The sequence below is a fragment of the Pseudomonas sp. BN414 genome (assembly GCF_029871275.1).
Taxonomy (GTDB): domain Bacteria; phylum Pseudomonadota; class Gammaproteobacteria; order Pseudomonadales; family Pseudomonadaceae; genus Metapseudomonas; species Metapseudomonas resinovorans_C.
The window spans coordinates 1-21,199 of sequence record NZ_SSOL01000052.1; the positions used below are offsets into that span (position 1 = coordinate 1).

At 61.2% G+C, this 21,199-nt stretch carries 21 protein-coding genes; 2 read left to right on the plus strand and 19 right to left on the minus strand.

The window, feature by feature from the left end; all coding sequences use genetic code 11:
• From E8E95_RS10225 to E8E95_RS10260, 8 genes are all read right to left on the minus strand, one after another.
• On the minus strand, positions 1-824 hold an 824-nt coding region (locus E8E95_RS10225; RefSeq protein ID WP_280349730.1), incomplete at its 3' end, for an FAD-binding protein.
• A gap of 1 nt (position 825) precedes the next feature.
• A complete protein-coding gene (locus tag E8E95_RS10230) occupies positions 826-1,575 on the minus strand; it encodes an electron transfer flavoprotein subunit beta/FixA family protein (protein WP_280349731.1) in 750 nt (249 codons plus the stop codon).
• 39 nt (positions 1,576-1,614) lie between these two features.
• Complete coding sequence (locus E8E95_RS10235) at positions 1,615-2,817, minus strand: CaiB/BaiF CoA-transferase family protein (RefSeq protein WP_280349732.1); 1,203 nt, start codon at positions 2,815-2,817, stop codon at positions 1,615-1,617.
• A gap of 51 nt (positions 2,818-2,868) precedes the next feature.
• Positions 2,869-4,032 carry an acyl-CoA dehydrogenase family protein gene (locus tag E8E95_RS10240; protein WP_280349733.1) on the minus strand — a complete coding sequence of 388 codons (1,164 nt, stop codon included), beginning with the start codon at positions 4,030-4,032 and terminating at the stop codon, positions 2,869-2,871.
• Between the two features lie 13 nt (positions 4,033-4,045).
• On the minus strand, positions 4,046-5,533 hold the full coding sequence (locus E8E95_RS10245; RefSeq protein ID WP_280349734.1) for an aldehyde dehydrogenase: 1,488 nt from the start codon (positions 5,531-5,533) through the stop codon (positions 4,046-4,048).
• A gap of 19 nt (positions 5,534-5,552) precedes the next feature.
• On the minus strand, positions 5,553-6,152 hold the full coding sequence (locus tag E8E95_RS10250; RefSeq protein ID WP_280349735.1) for a thiamine pyrophosphate-dependent enzyme: 600 nt from the start codon (positions 6,150-6,152) through the stop codon (positions 5,553-5,555).
• Complete coding sequence (locus E8E95_RS10255) at positions 6,140-6,682, minus strand: thiamine pyrophosphate-binding protein (protein ID WP_280349736.1); 543 nt, start codon at positions 6,680-6,682, stop codon at positions 6,140-6,142. The genes E8E95_RS10250 and E8E95_RS10255 overlap by 13 nt, the downstream gene beginning before the upstream one ends.
• 111 nt (positions 6,683-6,793) lie before the next feature.
• On the minus strand, positions 6,794-8,170 hold the full coding sequence (locus E8E95_RS10260) for an MFS family transporter (RefSeq protein WP_280349737.1): 1,377 nt from the start codon (positions 8,168-8,170) through the stop codon (positions 6,794-6,796).
• 520 nt (positions 8,171-8,690) lie between these two features.
• On the opposite strand from E8E95_RS10260, the gene E8E95_RS10265 reads away from it, so the two are divergent.
• Both E8E95_RS10265 and E8E95_RS10270 read left to right on the plus strand, forming a co-directional pair.
• Positions 8,691-9,614 carry a LysR substrate-binding domain-containing protein gene (locus E8E95_RS10265; RefSeq protein ID WP_280349738.1) on the plus strand — a complete coding sequence of 308 codons (924 nt, stop codon included), beginning with the start codon at positions 8,691-8,693 and terminating at the stop codon, positions 9,612-9,614.
• A gap of 58 nt (positions 9,615-9,672) precedes the next feature.
• Positions 9,673-10,416 (plus strand): alpha/beta fold hydrolase, encoded by a 744-nt coding sequence (locus E8E95_RS10270; RefSeq protein ID WP_280349739.1) that lies wholly within the window; start codon positions 9,673-9,675, stop codon positions 10,414-10,416.
• A gap of 42 nt (positions 10,417-10,458) precedes the next feature.
• On the opposite strand, the gene E8E95_RS10275 is transcribed toward E8E95_RS10270, so the two are convergent.
• From E8E95_RS10275 to E8E95_RS10325, 11 genes are all read right to left on the minus strand, one after another.
• Complete coding sequence (locus tag E8E95_RS10275; protein ID WP_348532577.1) at positions 10,459-11,661, minus strand: MFS transporter; 1,203 nt, start codon at positions 11,659-11,661, stop codon at positions 10,459-10,461.
• Positions 11,662-11,800: 139 nt separating this feature from the next.
• Positions 11,801-12,712 (minus strand): LysR family transcriptional regulator, encoded by a 912-nt coding sequence (locus tag E8E95_RS10280; protein WP_280349741.1) that lies wholly within the window; start codon positions 12,710-12,712, stop codon positions 11,801-11,803.
• A gap of 112 nt (positions 12,713-12,824) precedes the next feature.
• Positions 12,825-14,072, minus strand: coding sequence for an OprD family porin (locus E8E95_RS10285; RefSeq protein ID WP_280349742.1), 1,248 nt, complete (start codon positions 14,070-14,072; stop codon positions 12,825-12,827).
• Between the two features lie 186 nt (positions 14,073-14,258).
• Positions 14,259-14,669 (minus strand): biotin/lipoyl-containing protein, encoded by a 411-nt coding sequence (locus tag E8E95_RS10290; protein ID WP_280349743.1) that lies wholly within the window; start codon positions 14,667-14,669, stop codon positions 14,259-14,261.
• On the minus strand, positions 14,666-16,036 hold the full coding sequence (accC, locus tag E8E95_RS10295; RefSeq protein WP_280349744.1) for an acetyl-CoA carboxylase biotin carboxylase subunit: 1,371 nt from the start codon (positions 16,034-16,036) through the stop codon (positions 14,666-14,668). Before accC ends, E8E95_RS10290 begins: the two co-directional genes overlap by 4 nt.
• Complete coding sequence (locus E8E95_RS10300) at positions 16,029-16,472, minus strand: biotin/lipoyl-containing protein (RefSeq protein ID WP_280349745.1); 444 nt, start codon at positions 16,470-16,472, stop codon at positions 16,029-16,031. Before E8E95_RS10300 ends, accC begins: the two co-directional genes overlap by 8 nt.
• An 11-nt stretch (positions 16,473-16,483) precedes the next feature.
• Positions 16,484-17,254, minus strand: coding sequence for a 5-oxoprolinase subunit PxpA (locus E8E95_RS10305; protein WP_280349746.1), 771 nt, complete (start codon positions 17,252-17,254; stop codon positions 16,484-16,486).
• Between the two features lie 27 nt (positions 17,255-17,281).
• Complete coding sequence (locus tag E8E95_RS10310; RefSeq protein ID WP_280349747.1) at positions 17,282-18,262, minus strand: biotin-dependent carboxyltransferase family protein; 981 nt, start codon at positions 18,260-18,262, stop codon at positions 17,282-17,284.
• Entirely contained in the window at positions 18,259-18,954 is a 696-nt protein-coding gene (pxpB, locus tag E8E95_RS10315; RefSeq protein WP_280349748.1) for a 5-oxoprolinase subunit PxpB, read from the minus strand. The genes E8E95_RS10310 and pxpB overlap by 4 nt, the downstream gene beginning before the upstream one ends.
• 73 nt (positions 18,955-19,027) lie before the next feature.
• Positions 19,028-20,359, minus strand: a complete 1,332-nt coding sequence (locus tag E8E95_RS10320) for an MFS transporter (protein ID WP_280349749.1) — start codon at positions 20,357-20,359, stop codon at positions 19,028-19,030.
• Positions 20,359-21,012: a DUF4286 family protein gene (locus tag E8E95_RS10325; RefSeq protein WP_280349750.1), complete on the minus strand. Its 654-nt coding sequence runs from the start codon at positions 21,010-21,012 to the stop codon at positions 20,359-20,361. The genes E8E95_RS10320 and E8E95_RS10325 overlap by 1 nt, the downstream gene beginning before the upstream one ends.
• Positions 21,013-21,199 lie beyond the last annotated feature (187 nt).

The window sequence follows — 21,199 nt, forward strand, 5'->3', positions numbered from 1 at the left end:
ATGACCTTGGAGTCCTTCATGCCGGCCAGGTGCTGGATGGCACCGGAGATGCCCACGGCGATGTACAGCTGCGGGGCAACGATCTTGCCGGTCTGGCCAACCTGCATGTCGTTCGGCACGAAACCGGCGTCGACAGCGGCACGGGACGCACCCACGGCAGCGCCCAGCTTGTCGGCCAGGGCGTACAGGTGCTTGAAGTTCTCACCGTTCTGCATGCCACGGCCGCCGGAGACGACGATCTTGGCCGCGGTCAGTTCCGGACGGTCGGACTTGGCCAGCTCTTCACCGACGAAGGCGGACTTGCCGGCGTCGGACACGGTGCCCACAGCTTCAACAGCAGCGGAACCGCCTTCGGCGGCAGCAGCGTCGAAACCGGTGGAACGCACGGTGATCACCTTCACGGCAGCCGAGGACTGCACGGTGGCGATGGCGTTGCCGGCGTAGATCGGACGCTTGAAGGTGTCGGCGCTTTCGACGGCGATGATCTCGGAGATCTGGTCGACGTCCAACAGGGCAGCCACGCGCGGCAGGTAGTTCTTGCCGTTGGTGGTGGCGGGCGCCAGCACGTGGCTGTAGCCCTTGCCCAGCTCAGCGATCAGCGGAGCGACGTTTTCCGGCAGCTGGTGCGCGTAGGCAGCGTGGTCGGCGACCAGCACCTTGGACACGCCAGCGACCTTGGCGGCAGCTTCGGCAGCAGCACCGACGCCCTGGCCAGCGACCAGAACGTGGATGTCGCCACCGATCTTCTGAGCGGCGGTCACGGTGTTGAGGGTGGCGGCCGCCAGCGCGGCATTGGAGTGTTCAGCGATTACAAGGACGGCCATCTCAGATCACCTTCGCTTCGTTCTTCAGTTTCTCGACCAGCTCGGCCACGGACTTGACCTTGATACCGGCCTGGCGGGCGGCCGGCGCTTCGACTTTCAGGGTCTTGGCGGTGGAGGCAGTGGAAACGCCCAGGGCATCCGGGGTCACCACGTCCAGCGGCTTCTTCTTGGCTTTCATGATGTTCGGCAGCGACGCGTAGCGCGGCTCGTTCAGGCGCAGGTCAGTGGTGACGATCGCCGGCAGGTTCAGCGCAACGGTCTGCAGACCGCCGTCGATTTCACGGGTGACGTTGACCTTGTCGCCGGCGACTTCGACCTTGGAGGCGAAGGTGCCCTGGGCGTAGCCGGTCAGGGCGCCCAGCATCTGGCCGGTCTGGTTGTTGTCGCTATCGATGGCTTGCTTGCCGAGGATGACCAGTTGCGGCTGCTCCTTGTCGACCACAGCCTTCAGCAGCTTGGCCACGGCCAGGGAGTTCAGCTCGTCATTGGACTCGACCAGGATGGCGCGGTCAGCGCCCAGGGCCAGGGCGGTGCGCAGCTGCTCCTGGGCACCACTGGTGCCCACGCTCACCACCACCACTTCCGTGGCGATGCCTTGTTCTTTCAGGCGCACGGCCTCTTCCACGGCAATCTCGCAGAAGGGGTTAAGGGCCATTTTCACGTTGGCGAGGTCGACGCCGGAGTTGTCCGCCTTGACGCGGACCTTGACGTTGAAGTCGACCACTCGTTTGACAGCTACCAGTACTTTCATGGAAATCTCTTGTTCTGTGTCAGGTTGCGATCTGCACGTTCAAACCATGCCGGCACGGCGCATCTGCTCAATGCGATCGACGGGGACATCCAGTTCTGTCAGAAGCGCCTCGGTGTGCTGGCCCAAGGCCGGAACGGGGTCCATGCGAGGTTCGAATGCGCTGTTGCTAGCCGGTGGAAGCAAGCTGGGAATCCGCCCGGCCGGACTGCCAATCTCTCGCCAGCGGTCGCGTGCCTTGAGTTGGGGGTGATCCCACACACCCTGCATGTCGTTGACCCGGGCGTTGGCGATCTGTGCCGCTTCCAGGCGCTCGATTACCGTGTCGAAATCGAGTGTTGCGAAGGCATCGATGATGATGGCGCGCAGGTCCGCACGATTCGCCACCCGTTTGAAGTTTGCGCAGAAACGCTCATCCGTGCTGAGCGGGGGTTGAAGCAGCACCTTGTCGCAGAAGGCCTGCCATTCGCGCTCATTCTGCAGGCCCAGCATCACACTGCTGCCATCGCCCACCGGAAACGGGCCGTAGGGGTAAATGGTTGCGTGGGCTGCACCCGCCCGGGGCGGCGGTGGCGCGCCTTCGTAGGCGTAGTACATCGGGTAGTTCATCCACTCCACCAGGCTTTCCAGCATGGACACGTCCACCCGACTGCCCTCCCCTGTCTTCTGCCGCAGCAGGAGAGCCGAGAGGATTCCGGAGTAGGCATACATGCCGGCAGCGATATCGGCGATCGAGCAGCCGGCCTTGGCCATCTCGTCTTCACCAGGTCCACCGGTCACCGAGAGAAAGCCTCCCTCGCTCTGGATCAGCAAGTCGTAGGCCTTCTTCTTCTCATAGGGGCCACCCTCGCCATAACCGGAGATATCGCAAACCACCAGATGCGGAAAGCGTTCGTGCAGCGCCTCAAAGGACAAACCCATGCGCGCAGCAGCACCAGGGGCAAGGTTCTGCACCAGCACATCGGCCTTTTCCAGCAGACGTTCCAGAACTTCCAGAGCTGGACCCTGTTTCAGGTCTAGGGTCAGACTCTCTTTGGAACGGTTGGTCCAGACGAAATGCGATGCCAGGCCGTTGACACGCTCGTCGTAGCCGCGGGCGAAGTCACCCACGCCAGGACGTTCGACCTTGATCACGCGCGCACCCAGATCGGCCAGTTGGCGGGTGCAGAACGGCGCGGCGATGGCGTGTTCCAGACTGACCACCGTGATGCCGTCGAGGGGGCGCATTGCTGCTAGCTGGCTCATGTACAGGCTCCCGAAATCAGGCGCCGCGCCCTCTGGGACGCGGCGTGCAGGTCAGAACGAACGCGGCAGTTCGAGCAGGTGCTCGGCCACGTAGGACAGGATCAGGTTGGTGGAGATGGGAGCCACCTGGTACAGACGGGTTTCGCGGAACTTGCGCTCAACGTCGTACTCGTTGGCGAAACCGAAGCCACCATGGGTCTGCAGGCAAGCGTTGGCCGCCTCCCAACTGGCTTTGGCGGCCAGGTACTTGGCCATGTTGGCCGCCGCGCCGGCATTGAGTCCGGCGTCATATTCCTCGCAGGCACGCCAGCGCATCAGGTCAGCGGCCTCGATCTCGATATGGGCCTCGGCGATGGGGAACTGAACGCCCTGGTTCTGCCCGATGGGCCGGCCGAACACCACGCGGTCGCGGGCGTACTGGGCGGACTTTTCGGTGAACCAGCGACCGTCACCGATGCACTCGGCGGCGATCAGGGTGCGCTCGGCATTCAAGCCGTCCAGGATGTACTTGAAGCCCCTGCCCTCTTCGCCGATCAGGCTACTGGCCGGGATCTCCAGATTGTCGAAGAACAGCTCGTTGGTCTCGTGGTTGACCATGTTGGCGATGGGCTGCACGGTCAGACCGTTGCCGATGGCCTCGCGCAGGTCCACTAGGAAAATCGACATGCCTTCGGATTTGCGCTTCACCTCGGCCAGCGGCGTGGTGCGCGCCAACAGGATCATCAGGTCGGAATGCTGGATGCGCGAGATCCAGACCTTCTGGCCATTGATCACGTACTTGTCACCCTGGCGCACGGCGGTGGTCTTGATCTTGGTGGTGTCGGTGCCCGTGGTGGGCTCGGTGACGCCCATGGACTGCAGGCGCAGCTCACCGCTGGCGAGCTTCGGCAGGTAATAGCGTTTCTGCTCCTCGCTGCCGTTCCGTAGCAGGGTGAACATGTTGTACATCTGTCCGTGGATGGTGCCGGAGTTGCCGCCACAGCGGTTCACTTCCTCAAGGATCACCGAGGCCTCGGCCAGGCCCAGGCCCGAGCCGCCGTACTCGTCCGGGATCATCGCCGAGAGCCAGCCGGCTTCGGTCATGGCGGTAACGAAGGCCTCCGGGAAGCCCTTCTCTTCATCGATCTTGCGCCAGTATTCGGCGGGGAATTCGGCGCAGAGGGCGCGCACGCCCTCTCGGATCGCATTTAGCTCTTCGCTGTTACGGGTGCTCATTGTTGTTTTCTCCTCAACGCAGGACGAAGGGGTTGGGGACGTCATCGGCGAGATTTACCCAGACGCTCTTGGTCTGCAGGTAGTCCTCAATCGCGACCTGGCCGTTCTCCCGGCCAATGCCGCTCTGCTTGTAGCCACCGAACGGCGCCATGAAGCTCACGGCGCGATAGGTGTTGACCCAGACGGTGCCGGCACGCACTTGATCGGTAACGCGGAAAGCGCGGCGAATGTCCGAGGTCCAGACCCCGGCGGCCAAGCCGTAGGGAGTGTCGTTGGCGATCTGGATCGCCTCGTCTTCGTCATCGAAGGGGATGATCGAGAGCACGGGGCCGAAGACTTCCTCGCGCGCAATCCGCATCTGGTTGCTCACGTCGGCGAAGATGGTCGGCTCCACGAACCAACCACTGGCCAGTTCCGCTGCCTCCGGGCGCTTGCCGCCGAGCAGGCATTCCGCCCCACCTTCGCGGGCAATATCGATGTACTGCAGTACCTTGTCGCGCTGCGGCTGGGTGGTGATGGGGCCGACCTGGGTGCTTTCCAGCATCGGGTTCCCGAGCTGGGCGGTGCGCGCCAGGGCCACCACTTTCTCGCTCACTTCCTGATAGACGCTGCGCTGCACCAGCAGACGCGAGCCGGCAATGCAGGTTTGTCCGGACGCGGCGAAGATGCCGGAAATAGCGCCTTTTACCGCGTGCTCGATGTTGGCGTCGGCGAAGACGATGTTCGGGGACTTACCACCCAGTTCCAGGGTGACGTGCTTGATGTGCTTCGCTGCCTGCGCGTAGACAGCAGCGCCGGTGGCATCCCCTCCTGTGAAGGCGACCTTGGCTACCAGCGGGTGACTGACCAGTGCCGGCCCCACTTCGTGGCCGAAACCCGTGACGGTGTTGACCACACCGTCCGGAAATCCCGCCTCCTTGAACAACGCCATCAGTGCCAGGGTTGAGCAAGAGGTGAACTCGGACGGTTTGATCACCACGGTGTTGCCGGCCGCGAGCGCCGGTGCCAGCTTCCAGGTCAACAGCATGAGCGGGGAGTTCCACGGGGTGATGGCCACCACCACCCCCAAGGGCTCGCGCTTGGTGTAGGAAAAGATCTGCGGCTTATCGCTCGGCAATACACCGCCTTCGATCTTGTCCGCCAGGCCACCGAAGTAATAGAACCACTCAGGCAAGTAGCGCAGCTGGCCCAGCATCTCAGCGTAGAGCTTGCCATTGTCACGCACCTCGAGTGCCGCAAGCTTCTCCGCATCGCGGGCGATGAGGTCACCCAGTCGGCGCAGCAGCTTGCCGCGCGCCGTTGCCGACAGTTTCGGCCAGGGGCCGCTGGTGAACGCGCGGTGAGCGGCTTCGATAGCCTGCACTGCGTCTTCAGCACCGCACTGCGGCACCTCGGCCCAATCGGCACCGGTGAAAGGATTGGCGGTCTGCAGCCAACGCCCGGTAATGCTGGGACGAGACTGGCCATCGACCAGGTTCTGGAAGCGCTCAAGGTTCGACATGGAGGACATCTCTCAGCGATCAGATGGGCTGGAAGCCAAGGGCCGCACGGAAGCGGTTCTTGATGTAGCTGCCATCACGCGGAGGCAGTACGCGCGGCGGGTTCTCCGCCTTGATCTTCACAGTGGCCAGCTTGACGCCGGCGTTGCGGGCGCCGATCTGGTCGCGCAGGTGGTGTACGCCTTCCATGTCACGAATTTCGTCGGTCCAGCCAAAGCCACAGGTCTTTGCTACTTGATCCAGAGCAATACCGTGGCCGGCGTGGCTAACTTGCATGCCGGTCTCGCCAAAGTGACCGTTGTCCAGGACCACGATGGTGAGGTTGGCCGGTTTCTGCAGGGCAATGGTGGCCAGGGAGCCGAAGCCCATGAGCATTTCGCCGTCACCGGTCACGACGACCACGGACTTGTCTGGCTGCGCTTTGGCGATGCCCAGGCCGACCATCGCAGCACTGCCCATTGCAGCCCAGAGGTAGTAGTTGTTGTCGTGGTCGCCGGCGGCCATCACGTCGTAGGAAGCCGAGCCCAGGCCGGTTACCACAAGCAGGTCGCTGCGGTCCGCCAGCAGGGTCTTCACGACTTCGCGGCGATCGAGGATGTGGTTGGCGCTTACTTGACCCATTTCTTTTCTCCAATCAGGCGCTGACCCAGCAGCAGCGCGGTTGCGGAATCACCGTTGAATGCCATGGTTGCGGCGCCATGCAGCAGCGGCGCCACGTCCTTGGGATCGTCGGCCTGCCAGGTCATCACGCCCATCAGGTTCAGCGAGCGCTCGGTGGCCTGCCCCATAGGGTTCTGCCAGGGATTGAACTCGGCCCAATCACCGCGCATGGTCACCACCATCAGCAGTGGGAAGCGCGCACACACCTGCAGGGCCAGGTTGTTGATGCAGTTGCCGACACCGCTTGATTGCATCAGCAGCGCACCGCGTTCGCCGCCCAGCCAGGCGCCGGCCAGGTAGCCAATGCCCTCTTCCTCGGTGGTCAGCACCACGTCATGGATGTCCGAGTCGGCAATCGACATGCGGATGGCCGCGGAGTGACCAGCGTCCGGTACGTACACCACGTGCTTCACGTCGTGCGCCTTGAGCACCTTGAACACGTCGACCTGCCAGTCGATTTCAGCGTTGATAGCTGCTTCCTGAGTTGTCATACCTTTCTTCTCCAAGGGCTTGATGCCCCGTGCTTTTTTCAGATTCTGAGCGGGTTGCCGACCGAGGACGACTACCGTTTCCGTCATTGAGATATGCCTGTTCGGCATAGCTCACGGGTGAGCTCCGGAAAGGCCTGCAGCCCGCTTGAAACCGGTCCGCTGCTCGATCTCACCGGAGCCATCGAGGTATCCGTAGCGGGTCAGGTTGGGCATCAGCAGCGCGGCGATGAAGGTCACTGCCAGTACGCAGGCGACATAGAAGAAGAAATAGGTTTCCATCCCCTGTGAGCGGAACGACAGCGCCACGTACTCGGCAGTGCCGCCGAACAGGGCGTTGCCGATGGCGTAAGGGAAACCTACGCCTAGGGCGCGAATGGATGCGGGGAACATCTCGGCCTTAACCAGACCGGAAATCGGCGTGTAGAAGGAGGCGATTGCGAGGCCGGTGAACACCAGCAGGAAAGCAGCAACCGGACCTCCTACCGAGCGCAGAGCGAACAACAGGGGCACCACCAGGCACATGGCAAGGCCAGAAAACAGGAGCATGTGGGTCTTGACGCCCAGCCGGTCGGCCAGCATGCCGAAGAACGGCTGGCAGCACATGAAACACACCAGTGCGGCGGTCATGACGATACTCACCGTCTCCGCCGGCAGTCCCACGGAAATCACCAGGAACTTCTGCATGTAGGTGGTGAAGGTGTAGAAGTACAGTGACCCACCAATGGTGAAGGCGATGACCAGGGCCACCGCACGCTTGTGCTTGAATAAGCCCTTGAGGGAGCCGGCTTCCTTCTGGTGCATGTCCTTCTTCGAAACGCTTTCGTGCATGGCCCGGCGCAGGTAGACGACCACGATGGCGCTGAGGGCGCCAATGAAGAACGGAATGCGCCAGCCCCATTCGGTCAGCTCTTCCTTGCTCAGTGTCTGCTGCAGGATCACCACGGTCAGCAGCGCCAGGATCTGCCCGGCGATGATGGTGAAGTATTGGAAGGAACCGAAGAATCCACGGCGTCCGGCAGTGGCCATTTCACTGATGTACGTAGCGCCGGTGCCGTACTCAGCCCCCACCGACAGGCCCTGCACGAGTCGTGCGATCAAGAGCATGACCGGCGCGGCCATACCAATGGTCTCGTAGGTCGGCATCAACGCAATGAGCAGGGAGCCGGCGCACATCATGAACACCGAGATGATCATCGAGATCTTGCGTCCACGGGTGTCGGCGATCCAGCCGAACAACCAGCCCCCCAGAGGACGCATAAAAAAGCCAACGGCGAATACGCCGGCTGTGGCCAGCAATTGCGTAGTCTGGTCGCCCTTGGGGAAGAAGGAAGCTGCAAAGTAGATGGAGAGGTAGGCGTAGATGAAGAAGTCGTACCACTCAACCAGGTTGCCGGAGCAGGCACCGAGAATGGACCGGGCACGACTGGGTGCCGACTTTGAGCTGGGATCGTTGGAGGCGTGCAGTTGCTCGGAAGCGGATGAGGTCATTGTTGTTGTCCTTTCTTCGAGGCGAACAGGAACTGGGCGTCGACCACGAGGGCGCGCTGGGGGAGTTTGATTGCAGGGTTGCAGGCGGATGCGCGAATCAGCGGGAGCTCGGCAAACGCAAGGCAGCCGGTTACGCGGCCGGAGGATGCAGGTTGGGAGTGGCGAAGAGAGAAACGAATCGAACGGTGGGTTCGGTGTAAGGCGCGGTGGAGCGGATCATGGGCAGGCCCTCGGAACTTTTATTGTTGTCTTGGCGCCGTCTTCGTTCGAGCGGCTGAAGTTCAGGGTTAAACGCTACTCCAGCCTGGCCCGACGAATAAGTCAGGGCGAGCATCTATCAGTTATGCCCAAATGTTATCGCTCGTCTGCAAAGGCCCGTCCCACGCGCATTCGCGGCTACCTTCGACGGTACGGGCGACAAGGAGACGGGGTTTGCCCGGGGATGAATGACAGTACACTTCAGTACCGGCCGAGCTCGTAGCGGCCAACACTTCCACTGCCTTTTACCTATGGTTAGTCGATGGATATCGTTCAGCTGAAGACCCTGATCCACGTTGCCGAACTGGGCAGCCTCAGCAAGGCCGCCGACCGCCTGCATATCGCCCAGCCCGCCCTCAGCCGACAGATCCGCAACCTGGAACAGGAACTTGGCACCTACCTGTTCGAGCGACACGGACGCGGCATGGTGGTGACCGATATCGGCCGTGAAGTGATAGCTCACGCATCGCGCATTCTCGAAGAACTGGAATCCATTCGCGTCACCACGGCTGGTGGTCGATCGTCTTATCGAGGCTCAGTCACCATCGGCACCACCCCGACGGTGGCGGAAATCGTAACCGTGCCGCTGGTACGCAAGGTCCGTGATGATCACCCGCACCTGGTAGTACGTTTCTCCTCGGCCTTCAGTGGCTATCTGCTGGACTGGCTGCAGCGTGGTGAACTGGACATGGCGTTCTCCTATGACCCGCAGCCGTTGCACACATTACGCATTCAGCCGGTGCTGATGGAGAACCTCATGCTGGTGGGGCCGCCAGACGCAGGCTTGCGTCTGGATAGCCCTGTGCGCTTCACCGATATCGGTGAGCGGCACGTAGTGGTTCCAAGCCAGCGCCACGGGCTTCGCAGCATTGTCGAAGCGTGTGCGCGACAGGCCGACGTGAAGCTTCTGTGCAATGTCGAAGCCGACTCCTTCGGCGCGATGATCGACCTGGTGAAGAATGGCTTCGGCCTGACCTTCCTCCCCCTTGCGCCAATCTACGCCCAGGTGCAGAACGGCACCCTGACCGCCGCTCCGCTCATCGACCCGGAACCCATGCGCAAGTTGGTACTCGTTTACCCGGCCGACCGGCGTGTAAGCCCGGCAGCCAAGTTCGTTGGCGATTCCTTTGTCGAGATCACCGCCGATTTGGTGGCTCGCAAGATCTGGGCAGGCCATATGCTTTGACTAGCCCGACCACCGATCGAGTTTTCTCCCCTGACCTCGTCAATTCTTCGAGACTCCCATGGACCAGACTTCCAACTCCTTGGTGATGCTGCCGGGCCTTCTAAACGACGAACGCCTCTGGGCACAGCAGGCTGAAGCGCTGTCCGACCAATGCGAGGTGCATGTCGCCGACCTGACCCAGGACGACAGCATCCCCTCCATGGCACGCCGCGTACTGGACAAGGCCCCTCCCCGTTTCTCGCTGGCAGCCTTGTCCATGGGTGGCTACGTAGCTTTCGAAATCATTCGCCAGGCGCCGGAGCGTGTGCTGCGCCTGGCATTACTGGACACCACGGCCAGCCTGGACTCCGTAGAGCGTGCAGCGACTCGCCGAGGCCTACTGGAACTGGCAAACCGCGGCCGTTTCATCGGCGTTAGTCCACAGCTTCTACCGCGACTGATTCATGCTCGTTGGTTAAATAGCCATGTCTCCCGCATCGTGCAGGAGATGGCGGTGGCAGTGGGCAAGGACGGATTCATTCGTCAGCAGCAGGCGATACTGGATCGTCCGGATTCCATTCCGTTGCTGTCCGAGATCAAGGTCCCGACGCTGGTGATGGTGGGCGCCGATGACCAGCTCACGCCGGTTCGAGAAGCCCGAACGATTCACGACGGGATCGCAGGATCACGCCTGGAGATTCTTCCGGACTGCGGGCACCTACCGCCACTGGAGGAGCCGGAACGCACCACCACACTGCTCCGGGAATGGCTAGCGATGGAGCCTGAGGTTAAGTCCTTGTCGGAGTTCGTCTATACACAATGACTCGGGCTTGGCTGGGTGTTCACCAGCCCGTGCTTGGGAACTTCATCGAGCTGACCAACGCTTCAGTTCGAACCAGAGCAGCACCACCAAGCCAGCATTGAGAGTCGCGATACCGCACAGGCAGTAGAGCGTATACCTCGCCCCCACCAGCTCCATCAGATACCCACCCAGAAACGGCGTCGCGGCCTGGCACAGTAGTGCGGGTCGCGCCATCCTGCCCATCACCAATGGGTACTCGGCGGCGCTCCAGATCATCAGGGGCAAGGTCCCGCGCACCAGCGCCCGGAGGCCATTGCCCACGCCATAGAGCAGAATCCCCAGCAATACCACCTGCGGCGCCAGTGCAACCAGCAGCAGACCCACGGCAGTCAGCAAGCCCGAGACCAGAGTGGAGCGCGCGGCATTGGAGTTTCGACTGAGGATGTCGAGGATACGTGCCAGCACCTGGCAAGGCCCGATGATGGCGCTGAAACCAATGGCCGTCGCTAGGGAGTAGCCATTGCCCTGGAGCAGAGCCAGCAGGTGAACCGACATGGCCGTCATGATGGTCGCCCCCAGGGAGAAAATCAGCATGATCAGGTAGAACAGCCGTGGCTGTGACGCCCGACCGATACGACTCTCCTCCTGGGGAGGTACAGGCAATTGCTGGCTACCGGGCAGCCCAGCCATGGACAGCGGCCAGATACTGACGGCCAATACGCCCGCATACACCAGGCAAGTCAGGCGCCAGCCCAGGTGCTCAATCAGCGCCGCCACAAGCGGCCAGGTGATGGTGGTGCTGAGACCGGCGACAAGCGTCACGCCGATGATCGCGTTCCGCGCCTGGCTGCCGTAGAGGTGCCCAAGGCTGGCGAACAGGGCCTCGTACAGACCGGCCGTCATGCCCAGGCCAATGACCGACCAGGCCAGGATGAAGACGGGCAGACTCGGTGACAGCGCAACCAGCACCAGTCCCGCGCCGATGATCCAGCCGCTGCACGCCAGCATCGTCCGACCGCCAAAGCGGGAAATCAGGCGACTGGCGCCGGGTGCCAGCACCCCGGACACTAGGATGCCTACGGAAAGTGCCCCGTACACCCATTCCCGCGGCCAGCCCGTGTCCGCCACCACGGGATCGGCAAGCACGGCCATGAGGAAAAAAGAGCCGCCCCAAACCAGTATCTGGGCGACTCCGAGGAAAGCGATGTGAGTGGTTGCAGGTCGCGACTGAGGACTATTCATTGAACCGGGGAGGGCTTTAACCATACTTCGCGCTGCGCCCGAAACGCCCCATTCAGGCACAAGGAATGGAGCCTCAGGCTAACGCAAGGAATCTGAGGGAATAATTCGAATCTCGTTCTATTAGCTATGCCGAACCGGCAATGCCAATCCGTATTCACCATTGCTAGATTGCGGAATAAAGCCGCGGAAGTGCGCGAACAAAGGTGTCGCACTCTCTACATGCAAGCTCCGCTACGACGCGAATAGCCTCCGATGAATGCGTTTCGCTGTAACTCACAACCAACGGCTGATTGGGAAGCGCCACCTTGCAATCGACGGTCTTCACCAAGCCGCTTTCGATAGCGGAGCGAGCCGGAGCCAGCGGCAGCAGAGCATTGCCGAATCCTGCCTGTACCAGTTGGACAAGGGCAGAGATCGAACTGACATGATGGATCTTGCCGACTGGTAATCCGACTCGCCGGTACAGCTCTCGCAATGCGTGGTGTGGCTGCGAGCCATGGCTCATGGTGACCACGGGCAATCGGAGCAGATCGAGCAGAGGCTCCTGCTCGCTGATGCGGCAGCTGTTGGTCGCGATCCAGCCGGTGGCGATGGAAAGGCAAGGAATGCTGGTGATGCCCTCGCCTTCGATCGAGTGAGTCTGCAGGGCGATATCGATTGTCCCCTCGCGAAGCGCCTTGTACACGCCGGCGCTGGTCTCGGAGGTTAATTGAACTTCGATGCCTGGATAGGTTTTTTGCAGGCTCTGCAGGAAGCCGATGAGCCATGTGTGAACCACACTGTCGACAGCACCAATGCGGACGAGCCCAAGCAGTTCATTACCTTGTCGCCCGAGTAGCAGGATCTCCTGCTCCAGTTCCAGCATCCGCTCGCTGTAGTCAAGCAAGCGGATGCCCACCGGCGTCAATTTCAACTCCCGTGATTCGCGATCGAACAGACGTGCCCCCATGTCGAGTTCCAACGAGGCGATCCTGTTGGAAATCGCAGCCTGGGTCAGATGTAGATGATCTGCCGCCGCTCTGAAACTCTTGAGCCTGGCGACTTGCAGAAACGCCTCTACAAACCGGGTGTTCATCTTGCCTCCAGCGCAGAGACGCATCTTTTGATCAGGTTTCGATTCTAAGGCGCGGCCTTCCACCTGGACAGGACTACACCTGTGGAAGTACCGGCGCCATGCGATCAACTACTCAGAACAGGTTCAGCGGATAGCTGACGATGATCCGGTTCTCGTCGATGTCATTGCCGAAGCTGGAGCGCACCGTCGCGTTACGCCATTTGAAAGCCAGGCTTCTGAAATAGCCGCTCTGGATAACATAGGCGATATCGGTATTGCGCTCCCATTCGCGCCCTTCATCACCGCTGGGCAGGTCAACCCTGTCACCCTTTACGTAGCGCGTCATGAAGCTGAGCCCCGGCACGCCCATGCTGGCGAAATCGAAGTCGTAGCGTAGCTGCACGGAGCGCTCACCGGCATTGGAGAACTGCAGGATCTGAATGAAGTTGACCAGATAAGGGTCCGTGTTCAGAACATAGGGATAGGCATCGTCGCCGATCATTTTCTGATAGCCCACACCGAATGAATGGCCACCTATCCTGTAGGTCGACATGACACCGACTGCCTTGTTGTCGATCGGTCTGAAGTCGTCTGCCTCATCCCCTTTTGCCAGACGGACATCGGTCTTGATCGACTGGTCGCCACCCAGGTTCAACGTACCCACGAAAGTACCTACCACCTGACGATAAACCCCATCGAGTTCACCGTAATGAAGTCCCATCGTGGAGGTGGTGCTCAGGCTGTAGTCGCCGCCCATCAAGATGAACTTGTCGCTCTTGCCGCCAAATCGGCTGGTCAGTCGATCCCAGTTGCTGGAATCCAGCCCCATGTAGCGGGTCACTCTCGCAGCTTGCAAGGAAAGCCCGTCGATCTCCCGGGACTCCAGCAAGGCGCCCCGAAACATCTGCGGCAGCAGTCGCGAATCGGATGCTTGCAGCACCGGCTTGCGAAACATCAGGGCACCTGCACTCACAGTTGTTTGTGAAGCCCGTGCCTTGGCGGCCACGCCCAGCTTGCTGTAATCGTCCACTGAAGAACCATCTGACTCGGACGGAAACAAGCCCGTGCCACTGCGCTCTGTCGCGGAGTCCAGCTTGACGCCCAGCATGCCGATGGCGTCGATGCCAAAGCCCACCGTCCCCTCGGTGTAGCCTGACTGCATCCGCAGGATGAAACCCTGCCCCCACTCCCGGGCTTGGCTCTGGCCATTGGACAGGCTGCCACCGGGTTGTCGGAAATCCCGGTCAAAGTAGAAATTTCGCATTTCCAGGGTTGCCTGACTGTCGGCCACCAGATCGGCGTGCGCCGATTGGCCTGCGGACATCACGCCCGTGAAAGAAACGCAAAGGAAAGCACCTGCAGCAAATTTGGATCTGCGCATAGTCATGAACCTGCCAATAGGTATTTTTGTAGGACGAGGCAGTTGAACCAGGAGGCGCAGCAGCGACTCAGCGACCGCTGATCACGCCTCCCTTGCAGGTAGAGCCCAGCTGTAACCGGCCCCTTGCCCTGCGCAACCTGTTTTCTTGTTTATTCGCCGGCATGCCGGTTGGCGACACGAGGGAGATCAGCTCTCGGCGGGTACCAGGGCAAAGAGTGCCGTGCCGTAACCCGCAAGCGCACCATCCGCTAATTGCGCCGCCCCCAGCCAACCATCACAGGGAGCGTTTACGGGCCTGAGCACCTCGACGACCTCGATAAACCCAACCTGTTGCCCCTGCTTGACTCTGTCGCCGGTAGCCACCAATGGATTTGCGTCCAGCGGATGCCGGGCGAAGAAGCGCCCAACAGCGGGCGAGTCGATGGTGAGTGCGGCCGGCTCCGGAGTGACGGGCGACGGGTCAGAGCAAGGCGCCACAGCCTGAGCGGTAGGGGCGAACTGGAGGAGGACCGAACTCGTACCGTTTTCGTACTCGCACTCGACGATAGAGCTGCCCTCGAGCCGGCGAACGAGGTTCTCAATGGTCTCGAAGTTCATACGCGGCTCTCCTCGTTCGGCCCGAATCCTTGTTCAAACAGCGATTCGAGGTGGTGGATATTGGAACCGCCAAGCTTGAATGCCGGGTCGTCCATCAGCTTTCGATGAAGCGGGATTGTGCAGTCGACTCCGTCAAGCACCGTCTCCCCCAACGCGACGCGCATACGCGCAATAGCTTCTTCGCGGGAAGGCGCATGGGTCAGGAGCTTGGCCACCAATGAGTCGTAGTGCGGCGGGATGACATAGCCCGAGTACAAATGTGATTCGACACGGACGCCCGGACCGCCCGGCGCGATCCATTGATTGACCTTGCCGGGAGCGGGCGTGAACGTCCAGGGATGCTCGGCATTGATGCGGCATTCGATGGCGTGGCCACGTACCTGGACGTCCTTCTGCCGAAACGACAAGGGCTCCCCTCGGGCGATACGCAACTGCTCGGCGACCAGGTCGATACCGGTAACCAGCTCGGTGACGGGGTGCTCCACCTGGATACGGGTGTTCATTTCGATGAAGTAGAAGCGACCATCCTCGTAGAGGAACTCGAAGGTCCCTGCACCCCGGTAACCGATATGGCGACACGCCGCTGCACAGCGCTCACCGATTTCAACAATGACCTCCCGGTCGATTCCGGGTGCGGGCGACTCCTCGATCACTTTCTGGTGGCGACGCTGCATCGAACAGTCGCGCTCTCCCAGCCATACGGCGTTGCCTTGAGTGTCGGCCAGTACCTGGATCTCGACATGCCGCGGATTCTCCAGGAACTTCTCCATGTACAGGCTTGGGTTGCCGAACGCCCTCCCCGCCTCTTCTCGGGTCATGGCGACGGCCTGGGCCAGCTCGCGCTCGTGGCGGACTATGCGCATACCCCGTCCGCCGCCACCTCCGGCGGCCTTGACGATCACCGGATAGCCGATGTCCAGGGCGATTTCGCTCACTGCCTCGATGTCGTACGGCAACTCTCCACTGGAGCCAGGTACGCAGGGCACGCCGGCCTCGATCATGGCGCGCTTGGCACTGACCTTGTCCCCCATCAGGCGGATAGCGCGCGATTCCGGCCCGATGAATACCAGTCCGGCTTCCTCCACGGCCTGGGCGAAGCTGGCACGCTCGGAGAGGAACCCGTAACCCGGGTGGATGGCACCAGCGCCGGTCAATCGGGCGGCGTTGATGATTTCTTCCTGGTTGAGATAACTGCGCCCTGCGGACGCTGGACCGACGCACAGGGACTCGTCCGACAGCGCCACGTGCCGCAGGTTGGCGTCGGCCTGTGAGTACACGGCGATTGTGCGCAGCCCCAGGCTGCGGCAAGCACGCAGGATGCGCAAAGCGATCTCACCCCGGTTGGCAATCAGCACAGAATCAAACATCGGACTCTCCCAGAGGGGCGATTTCGAATAGCACGGTGCCGGCTTCAACCGCGATACCGTCCTCAACGCAGATGCGGACGATCCTGCCGTCACGGTCGGCCTCGATCAGATTGAGCATTTTCATGGCTTCGATGATTCCAAGCGGTTGACCTTCCCGGACCTCGTCGCCCACCTGCACAAACGGCGCTTCGCCGGGTGCCGACGCGGCGTAGAACAGGCCGACAAGGCTGGAGCTGATGGCATGGGCGGCCGCTTGCGCGTTGGAAATCTCGGGCGCTGCGGCGGTGGCCGCAGGTCGGCCGGCTGCGGACGGCAGGGCTTCTGCCCTGGAGCCTTTGACCAGACGGATTCTCTCGCCCTCGCACTGGTGCTCGATCTCTGACAGCGACGACGACTCGAGCAGTCGGATCAACTGATCCAGTAGTTGCTGATTCATCTTCCACCCCGTCAGCTGAAAGGCTTGATGAGGACACCCGCCGCCTCGAGCGTGCGACGGACCTGGGCCGCCATCTCGATGGCGCCGGGCGTATCGCTGTGGACGCAGATGGTGTCGATGTGAACCGGCAGCATTCGCCCACTGCGGGTTTCGATGCCACCGGCCTGTACCATGCGCAGCATGCGCGCCGCCGCGAACTCCGCGTCATGCAGCACCGCTCCCGCCTCCTTGCGATGAACCAGGTGGCCTTCCTCCGTGTAGGCGCGATCGGCGAACACCTCCGCCCGGGTGCGCATGCCCAGGTCATGGGCGATGGGGATCAGCAGACCGCCGGCGAAGGTGACGCAGATGAGATTGGGATCAACGGCCTTGACCGCCCGAACGATGGCCTTGGCAACCTCTGCATCGGTTTGCGTGAGGTTGCCCAGCGCACCATGCGCCTTGACGTATTTAATCGGATTCCCCGCATAGGCGGACAACGCAGCTGCCGCACCGACCTGATAGGCGACGAAGCGTTCAATCTCGCCCGGGCTGTATGGAATGACCCTGCGGCCAAACCCCCAGAGGTCCGGGTAACCAGGATGAGCCCCCACGGCTACACCGCGTTTTTTTGCCTCGGCGAAGGTCTGAGCCATGATTTCCGGATCGCCGGCGTGGAAGCCACAGGCGACGTTGGCCGAGCTGACAATATCCAGAATTGCCTGGTCATCGCCCATGCGCCACGCGCCGAAGCCTTCACCCATGTCGGAGTTGAGGTCGATCGATAAGGTCTTTGCGTTCATCTAGGAAATTCTCTTGTTATCGTCTGATCAGCGTTGTCCTGCGGCGGGCGCCATGGCCCGCTGCATGCGTTCGTACAAGTGCGCGCGAGATGCCAGTTGGTCGCGATGCAGGTCGAGGGCCTCGTCGACCTCGACTTGGCGAAAGCGCACCGAGCACCCCGACGGCGCCTGAGCCAAGCGCCACAAGTCGGCTTCAACGACGGTGGCGATCTTCGGGTAACCGCCGCAGGTATTGGCTTCCGCCATCTGGATGATTGGCTGTCCCGCCGGGGGAACCTGCACGGTTCCCGGCGAGATGCCGTGGGAAAGCAGTTCGACGGCGCGCACCATTTCCAGTGGCTGGCCTTCGAGCCGATATCCCACGCGGTTGGCCTGTGCGGTGATCTTGTAATCGGTGCCGTAGAAGGACTCGTGGGCTGCCTCGTTGAACTGTGAGTGCTCCGCTGCTGGCAGGACCCTCACCTCCACGCACCCCGCCGCCAGGCTGGTCCAGTACGCGAGACGTTCAGCAGGCGCGATGCCGATCGGCCCCCCCGCTTCTGCCGGCGGCAGCACCTGAAGCAAATCGTCGCGTTTCAGGCCACGCCCCTCGTGCCCTCCGAAACCGCCTTTCAGGTCGGTCGATCGGGACCCCATCACCGGAGCCACATCCAGGCCACCGGCAAATGCCAGGTAGGCCCGCACTCCCAACAGCGGACGCTCCAGCATCAGCACCTGACCCGCCTTGACTTCGATTCGCGACCATGCCGGAACCGGACAACCGTCAAGCGTCAGCGGGGCCTGACAACCGGTACAGGCGATGCTCGTGTCCGCGTCCACGCTTATGCGGAAGGGAAAGATGCTGACTTCGATACCCGCTGCGTTATCGTCATTGCCAACCAGGCGATTCGCCATGCCCAGCGCCGGACCGTCCATGGCACCGCTGCGACTCACACCCTGGCTGAGGCAGTGCCTGCGTCCCAGGTCCTGAACCAGGTTGAGCGCGCCAGAGGAAAGAATTCTGATCATGCTTCGATCCCCCGGCAGACGAAACGCACCCGATCACCCGGCATCAGCAGGCAGGGTTGCTCGCGCGATGGATCGAACAGGTCCACCTCGGTGCGCCCTACCACGTGCCACCCGGAAGGTGCTGTGCACGGCATTACCCCAGCCTGCTCCCCGCCAATGATCACCGAGCCCTTGGGCAGACTCATGCGAGGCGTCGCCCGCCGTGGCGTTGCCAGGTCCTCCGATAGCCCTGCGAGATAGGCGAAGCCAGGCATCGAACCGACGCAGGCGACGCTATAGGATGCTTGGGCATGGATTCCGACCCAGTTCGCGATGTCCAGCCCGGCCGATTGCGCGAGCCAGGGCAGGTCCTCACCCGCGGCGCCACCATAGATCACTGGAATCTCAATCTCCCGGCCCTGGATGCCGGCGCCATCCGCATTGCTCCAGCAGTCGAGGAGCAGGCGTTCCGCATCCCGAGGGTGCAGAGTCAGGGGATCGAACATGACCAGAAGATTGTTGACGCCAGGTACGACCTCGTCGATTCCCTCGCTACGCCGCTCCATCAGCTTCCGCGCCATCGCCCAGACCTGATACTGCAGCGTCAGGTCGAAGGCGCCATCCGCCACATTCACCAGCATTGCCCCCAGACCGGCATGACTGATGACCGGCACCGCTCTCAGCAGAGTCGTGCATTGATTCAATGAGTTCATTTGCAAGCATCCAGGAAACAGTGAATTCAAACCCCGTGGGACCACGAGACACGCCTAGCTCGCGGTAGCGGCATCACTCTTCCAGCGGCTTCCCGGCGGTTTCGCGAGCGATAGCCAGGGCAATCAGCGTTACCAGCAGGCCGGCGCCTACGTAGAGACTGACGGCGAAGGAGGATTCATAGGCCTTGAACAGACCCGTGATGATCAGAGGCGCCAGGCCGGCACCGATTACGCCGGCCAGGGTGTAGGCGAGCGACGATCCGGCATAGCGCACCCGTGTGGGGAATTGCTCGGTCACAAAGGCGGCCTGGGGACCGAACATCATCGCCTGGAAGATCATGCCTACCACCACGGCAACGCAGATCAGCAAGGGTGAAGAGGTGTCCATCAGACCGAAGAAGACGAAGCCCCAGATCGCCGAGAGAACGGCACCAGTGCCATACACGGGGCGTCGACCCAGCTTGTCCGAGAGGATGCCGAAGATCGGTACGCAGATCGCATGGAAGACGCAGCCGATGATGGTCGCGGTAAGGGCTAGCGAGCGAGGCAGCTGCAGCACGGTGGTCACGTAAGTGAGGCTGAAGACACTCAGCAGCGCATAGACGATATCGGAACCGATGCGCACGCCTCCGGCGATGAGCAGGCGGCGCCAATGCTGGGCGAAGACCTGACGAATCGGCGCCTGGGCCTTCACGTCTTTCTCTTCAAGTGCTTTAAAAACGGGCGTCTCGGCGACACCACGGCGCAACCAGAAACCCAGGATCACCAGCAGCACGCTGGACAGGAACGGAATTCGCCAGCCCCAGTCCTGAAAGGCCTCAGGCGTCATGGCGAAGGTAATGATCGCGATGAATCCGGCACCAAGCAGGGTGCCGCAAGCCGGACCCACCTGGGTGAACGACGCGTTTCGACCACGCTGGTGAGGCTTGCCATGCTCCATGGAGAGCAGAACCGCCCCCGCCCATTCGCCACCGATGGCGGCGCCCTGGAGGAAGCGCAATGCGACCAACAGGATCGGACTCCAGATGCCCAGGTTTTCGTAGGTAGGCAGCACGCCCATCAACCCGGTCGCCACCCCCATCAGGATAAGGGTGGCTGCCAGTACCCAGCGACGCCCCAGTTTGTCGCCAAGGCTGCCAAAAAGGATTCCCCCCAACGGCCGGGAGATGTATCCAACGGCATAGGTCGAGAACGCGATGATAGTGCCGGACAGCGGATCGAAGGACGGGAAGAAAATGACGTTGAATACCAGTGCCGCCATCAGGTTGTAGACCGTGAAGTCGTACCACTCGAGGGTCGTGCCGATCGAACTGGCAGCTGCCAGCCGCTTCATGTTCGCTTTGGAGTTGTGTTCAGGGGCGCGAGGCACGTCAGCATCGACCACTGGAATCGAAATATTGCTCATTAGCGTAGTTCCTCGGAATTAAGCTTCCAATTGAGTTGATAGCGTGCGGCGTTGGCTCCCTTCACGCCCAGCAGATTGGCAGCTATATCCAAGGCGGCCGAACTTGAATCTGAAGTTCTACTTTCGATAACAAGAATTGGCTGTATGGTTCGAGTCGAAATATCCTCAAGCGGAAGCGGTCGACTCAATTCTTCATTTGGAATAATTATGTAGGACTGAACAAATGCAATATCTTCTGAAAGCTTCTCGGCAACACTAAGACCTGCCGCTTCGAGTGCATTCAGATCATCTTCCTTATTCAACGGAAGCACCGCCACCCAACCGCCACTACCCTGTCCACGATGGGCGATCACGGTGCCCACGCGCCGACGCGGGGCAAGCATCTTGCTCATGGTTTTGATGGACCATGGAGTCTGGTTTACGAATGCTTGGGAATAGGCCCCGCCCGCAAACACAGCGATCGAATCGGCCCAGTAAAGCGCTAGATACTTTGGACCGCCTGCGACGGAAACATAACGTGCGGCACTTCGTACACCGCCCATCCGGACACGTTCCTCAACGTGTTCGTGGTCGTACCACTTATTGAAATCATCTTCATCGGCCGAATTTATATCAGCTGCAACGAAGAGCATGCCGAGCCTGGAGTTTGTCATTGTTTTTCCTTATGGCTGGTGAGACTGGACACCATCATTGGCCATGAGAAAAACTGTCGCAAACGACTTTTTCTGTGTGTTTTTGATAGATTTTTATTGTTTCCCCCCTAACAAAATGCACCAGATCAAAGCGCAACATCTTCTATTGCACTTGCAGCGAGCACTCACCAGATTAACTGTTCAACTG

Bases quoted from the DNA above. Each gene is read 5' to 3' on its own strand.
- E8E95_RS10245 (WP_280349734.1), bottom strand. From the start codon at position 5,533: ATGTCGAACCTTGAGCGCTTCCAGAACCTGGTCGATGGCCAGTCTCGT.
- E8E95_RS10320 (WP_280349749.1), bottom strand. From the start codon at position 20,359: ATGAGCAATATTTCGATTCCAGTGGTCGATGCTGACGTGCCTCGCGCC.
- pxpB (WP_280349748.1), bottom strand. From the start codon at position 18,954: ATGAACTCATTGAATCAATGCACGACTCTGCTGAGAGCGGTGCCGGTC.
- E8E95_RS10275 (WP_348532577.1), bottom strand. From the start codon at position 11,661: ATGGTTAAAGCCCTCCCCGGTTCAATGAATAGTCCTCAGTCGCGACCT.
- E8E95_RS10250 (WP_280349735.1), bottom strand. From the start codon at position 6,152: ATGGGTCAAGTAAGCGCCAACCACATCCTCGATCGCCGCGAAGTCGTG.
- E8E95_RS10270 (WP_280349739.1), top strand. From the start codon at position 9,673: ATGGACCAGACTTCCAACTCCTTGGTGATGCTGCCGGGCCTTCTAAAC.
- E8E95_RS10260 (WP_280349737.1), bottom strand. From the start codon at position 8,170: ATGACCTCATCCGCTTCCGAGCAACTGCACGCCTCCAACGATCCCAGC.
- E8E95_RS10240 (WP_280349733.1), bottom strand. From the start codon at position 4,032: ATGAGCACCCGTAACAGCGAAGAGCTAAATGCGATCCGAGAGGGCGTG.
- E8E95_RS10305 (WP_280349746.1), bottom strand. From the start codon at position 17,254: ATGAACGCAAAGACCTTATCGATCGACCTCAACTCCGACATGGGTGAA.
- E8E95_RS10235 (WP_280349732.1), bottom strand. From the start codon at position 2,817: ATGAGCCAGCTAGCAGCAATGCGCCCCCTCGACGGCATCACGGTGGTC.
- E8E95_RS10300 (WP_280349745.1), bottom strand. From the start codon at position 16,472: ATGAATCAGCAACTACTGGATCAGTTGATCCGACTGCTCGAGTCGTCG.
- E8E95_RS10255 (WP_280349736.1), bottom strand. From the start codon at position 6,682: ATGACAACTCAGGAAGCAGCTATCAACGCTGAAATCGACTGGCAGGTC.
- E8E95_RS10285 (WP_280349742.1), bottom strand. From the start codon at position 14,072: ATGCGCAGATCCAAATTTGCTGCAGGTGCTTTCCTTTGCGTTTCTTTC.
- E8E95_RS10230 (WP_280349731.1), bottom strand. From the start codon at position 1,575: ATGAAAGTACTGGTAGCTGTCAAACGAGTGGTCGACTTCAACGTCAAG.
- E8E95_RS10290 (WP_280349743.1), bottom strand. From the start codon at position 14,669: ATGAACTTCGAGACCATTGAGAACCTCGTTCGCCGGCTCGAGGGCAGC.
- E8E95_RS10265 (WP_280349738.1), top strand. From the start codon at position 8,691: ATGGATATCGTTCAGCTGAAGACCCTGATCCACGTTGCCGAACTGGGC.
- accC (WP_280349744.1), bottom strand. From the start codon at position 16,036: ATGTTTGATTCTGTGCTGATTGCCAACCGGGGTGAGATCGCTTTGCGC.
- E8E95_RS10310 (WP_280349747.1), bottom strand. From the start codon at position 18,262: ATGATCAGAATTCTTTCCTCTGGCGCGCTCAACCTGGTTCAGGACCTG.
- E8E95_RS10280 (WP_280349741.1), bottom strand. From the start codon at position 12,712: ATGAACACCCGGTTTGTAGAGGCGTTTCTGCAAGTCGCCAGGCTCAAG.
- E8E95_RS10325 (WP_280349750.1), bottom strand. From the start codon at position 21,012: ATGACAAACTCCAGGCTCGGCATGCTCTTCGTTGCAGCTGATATAAAT.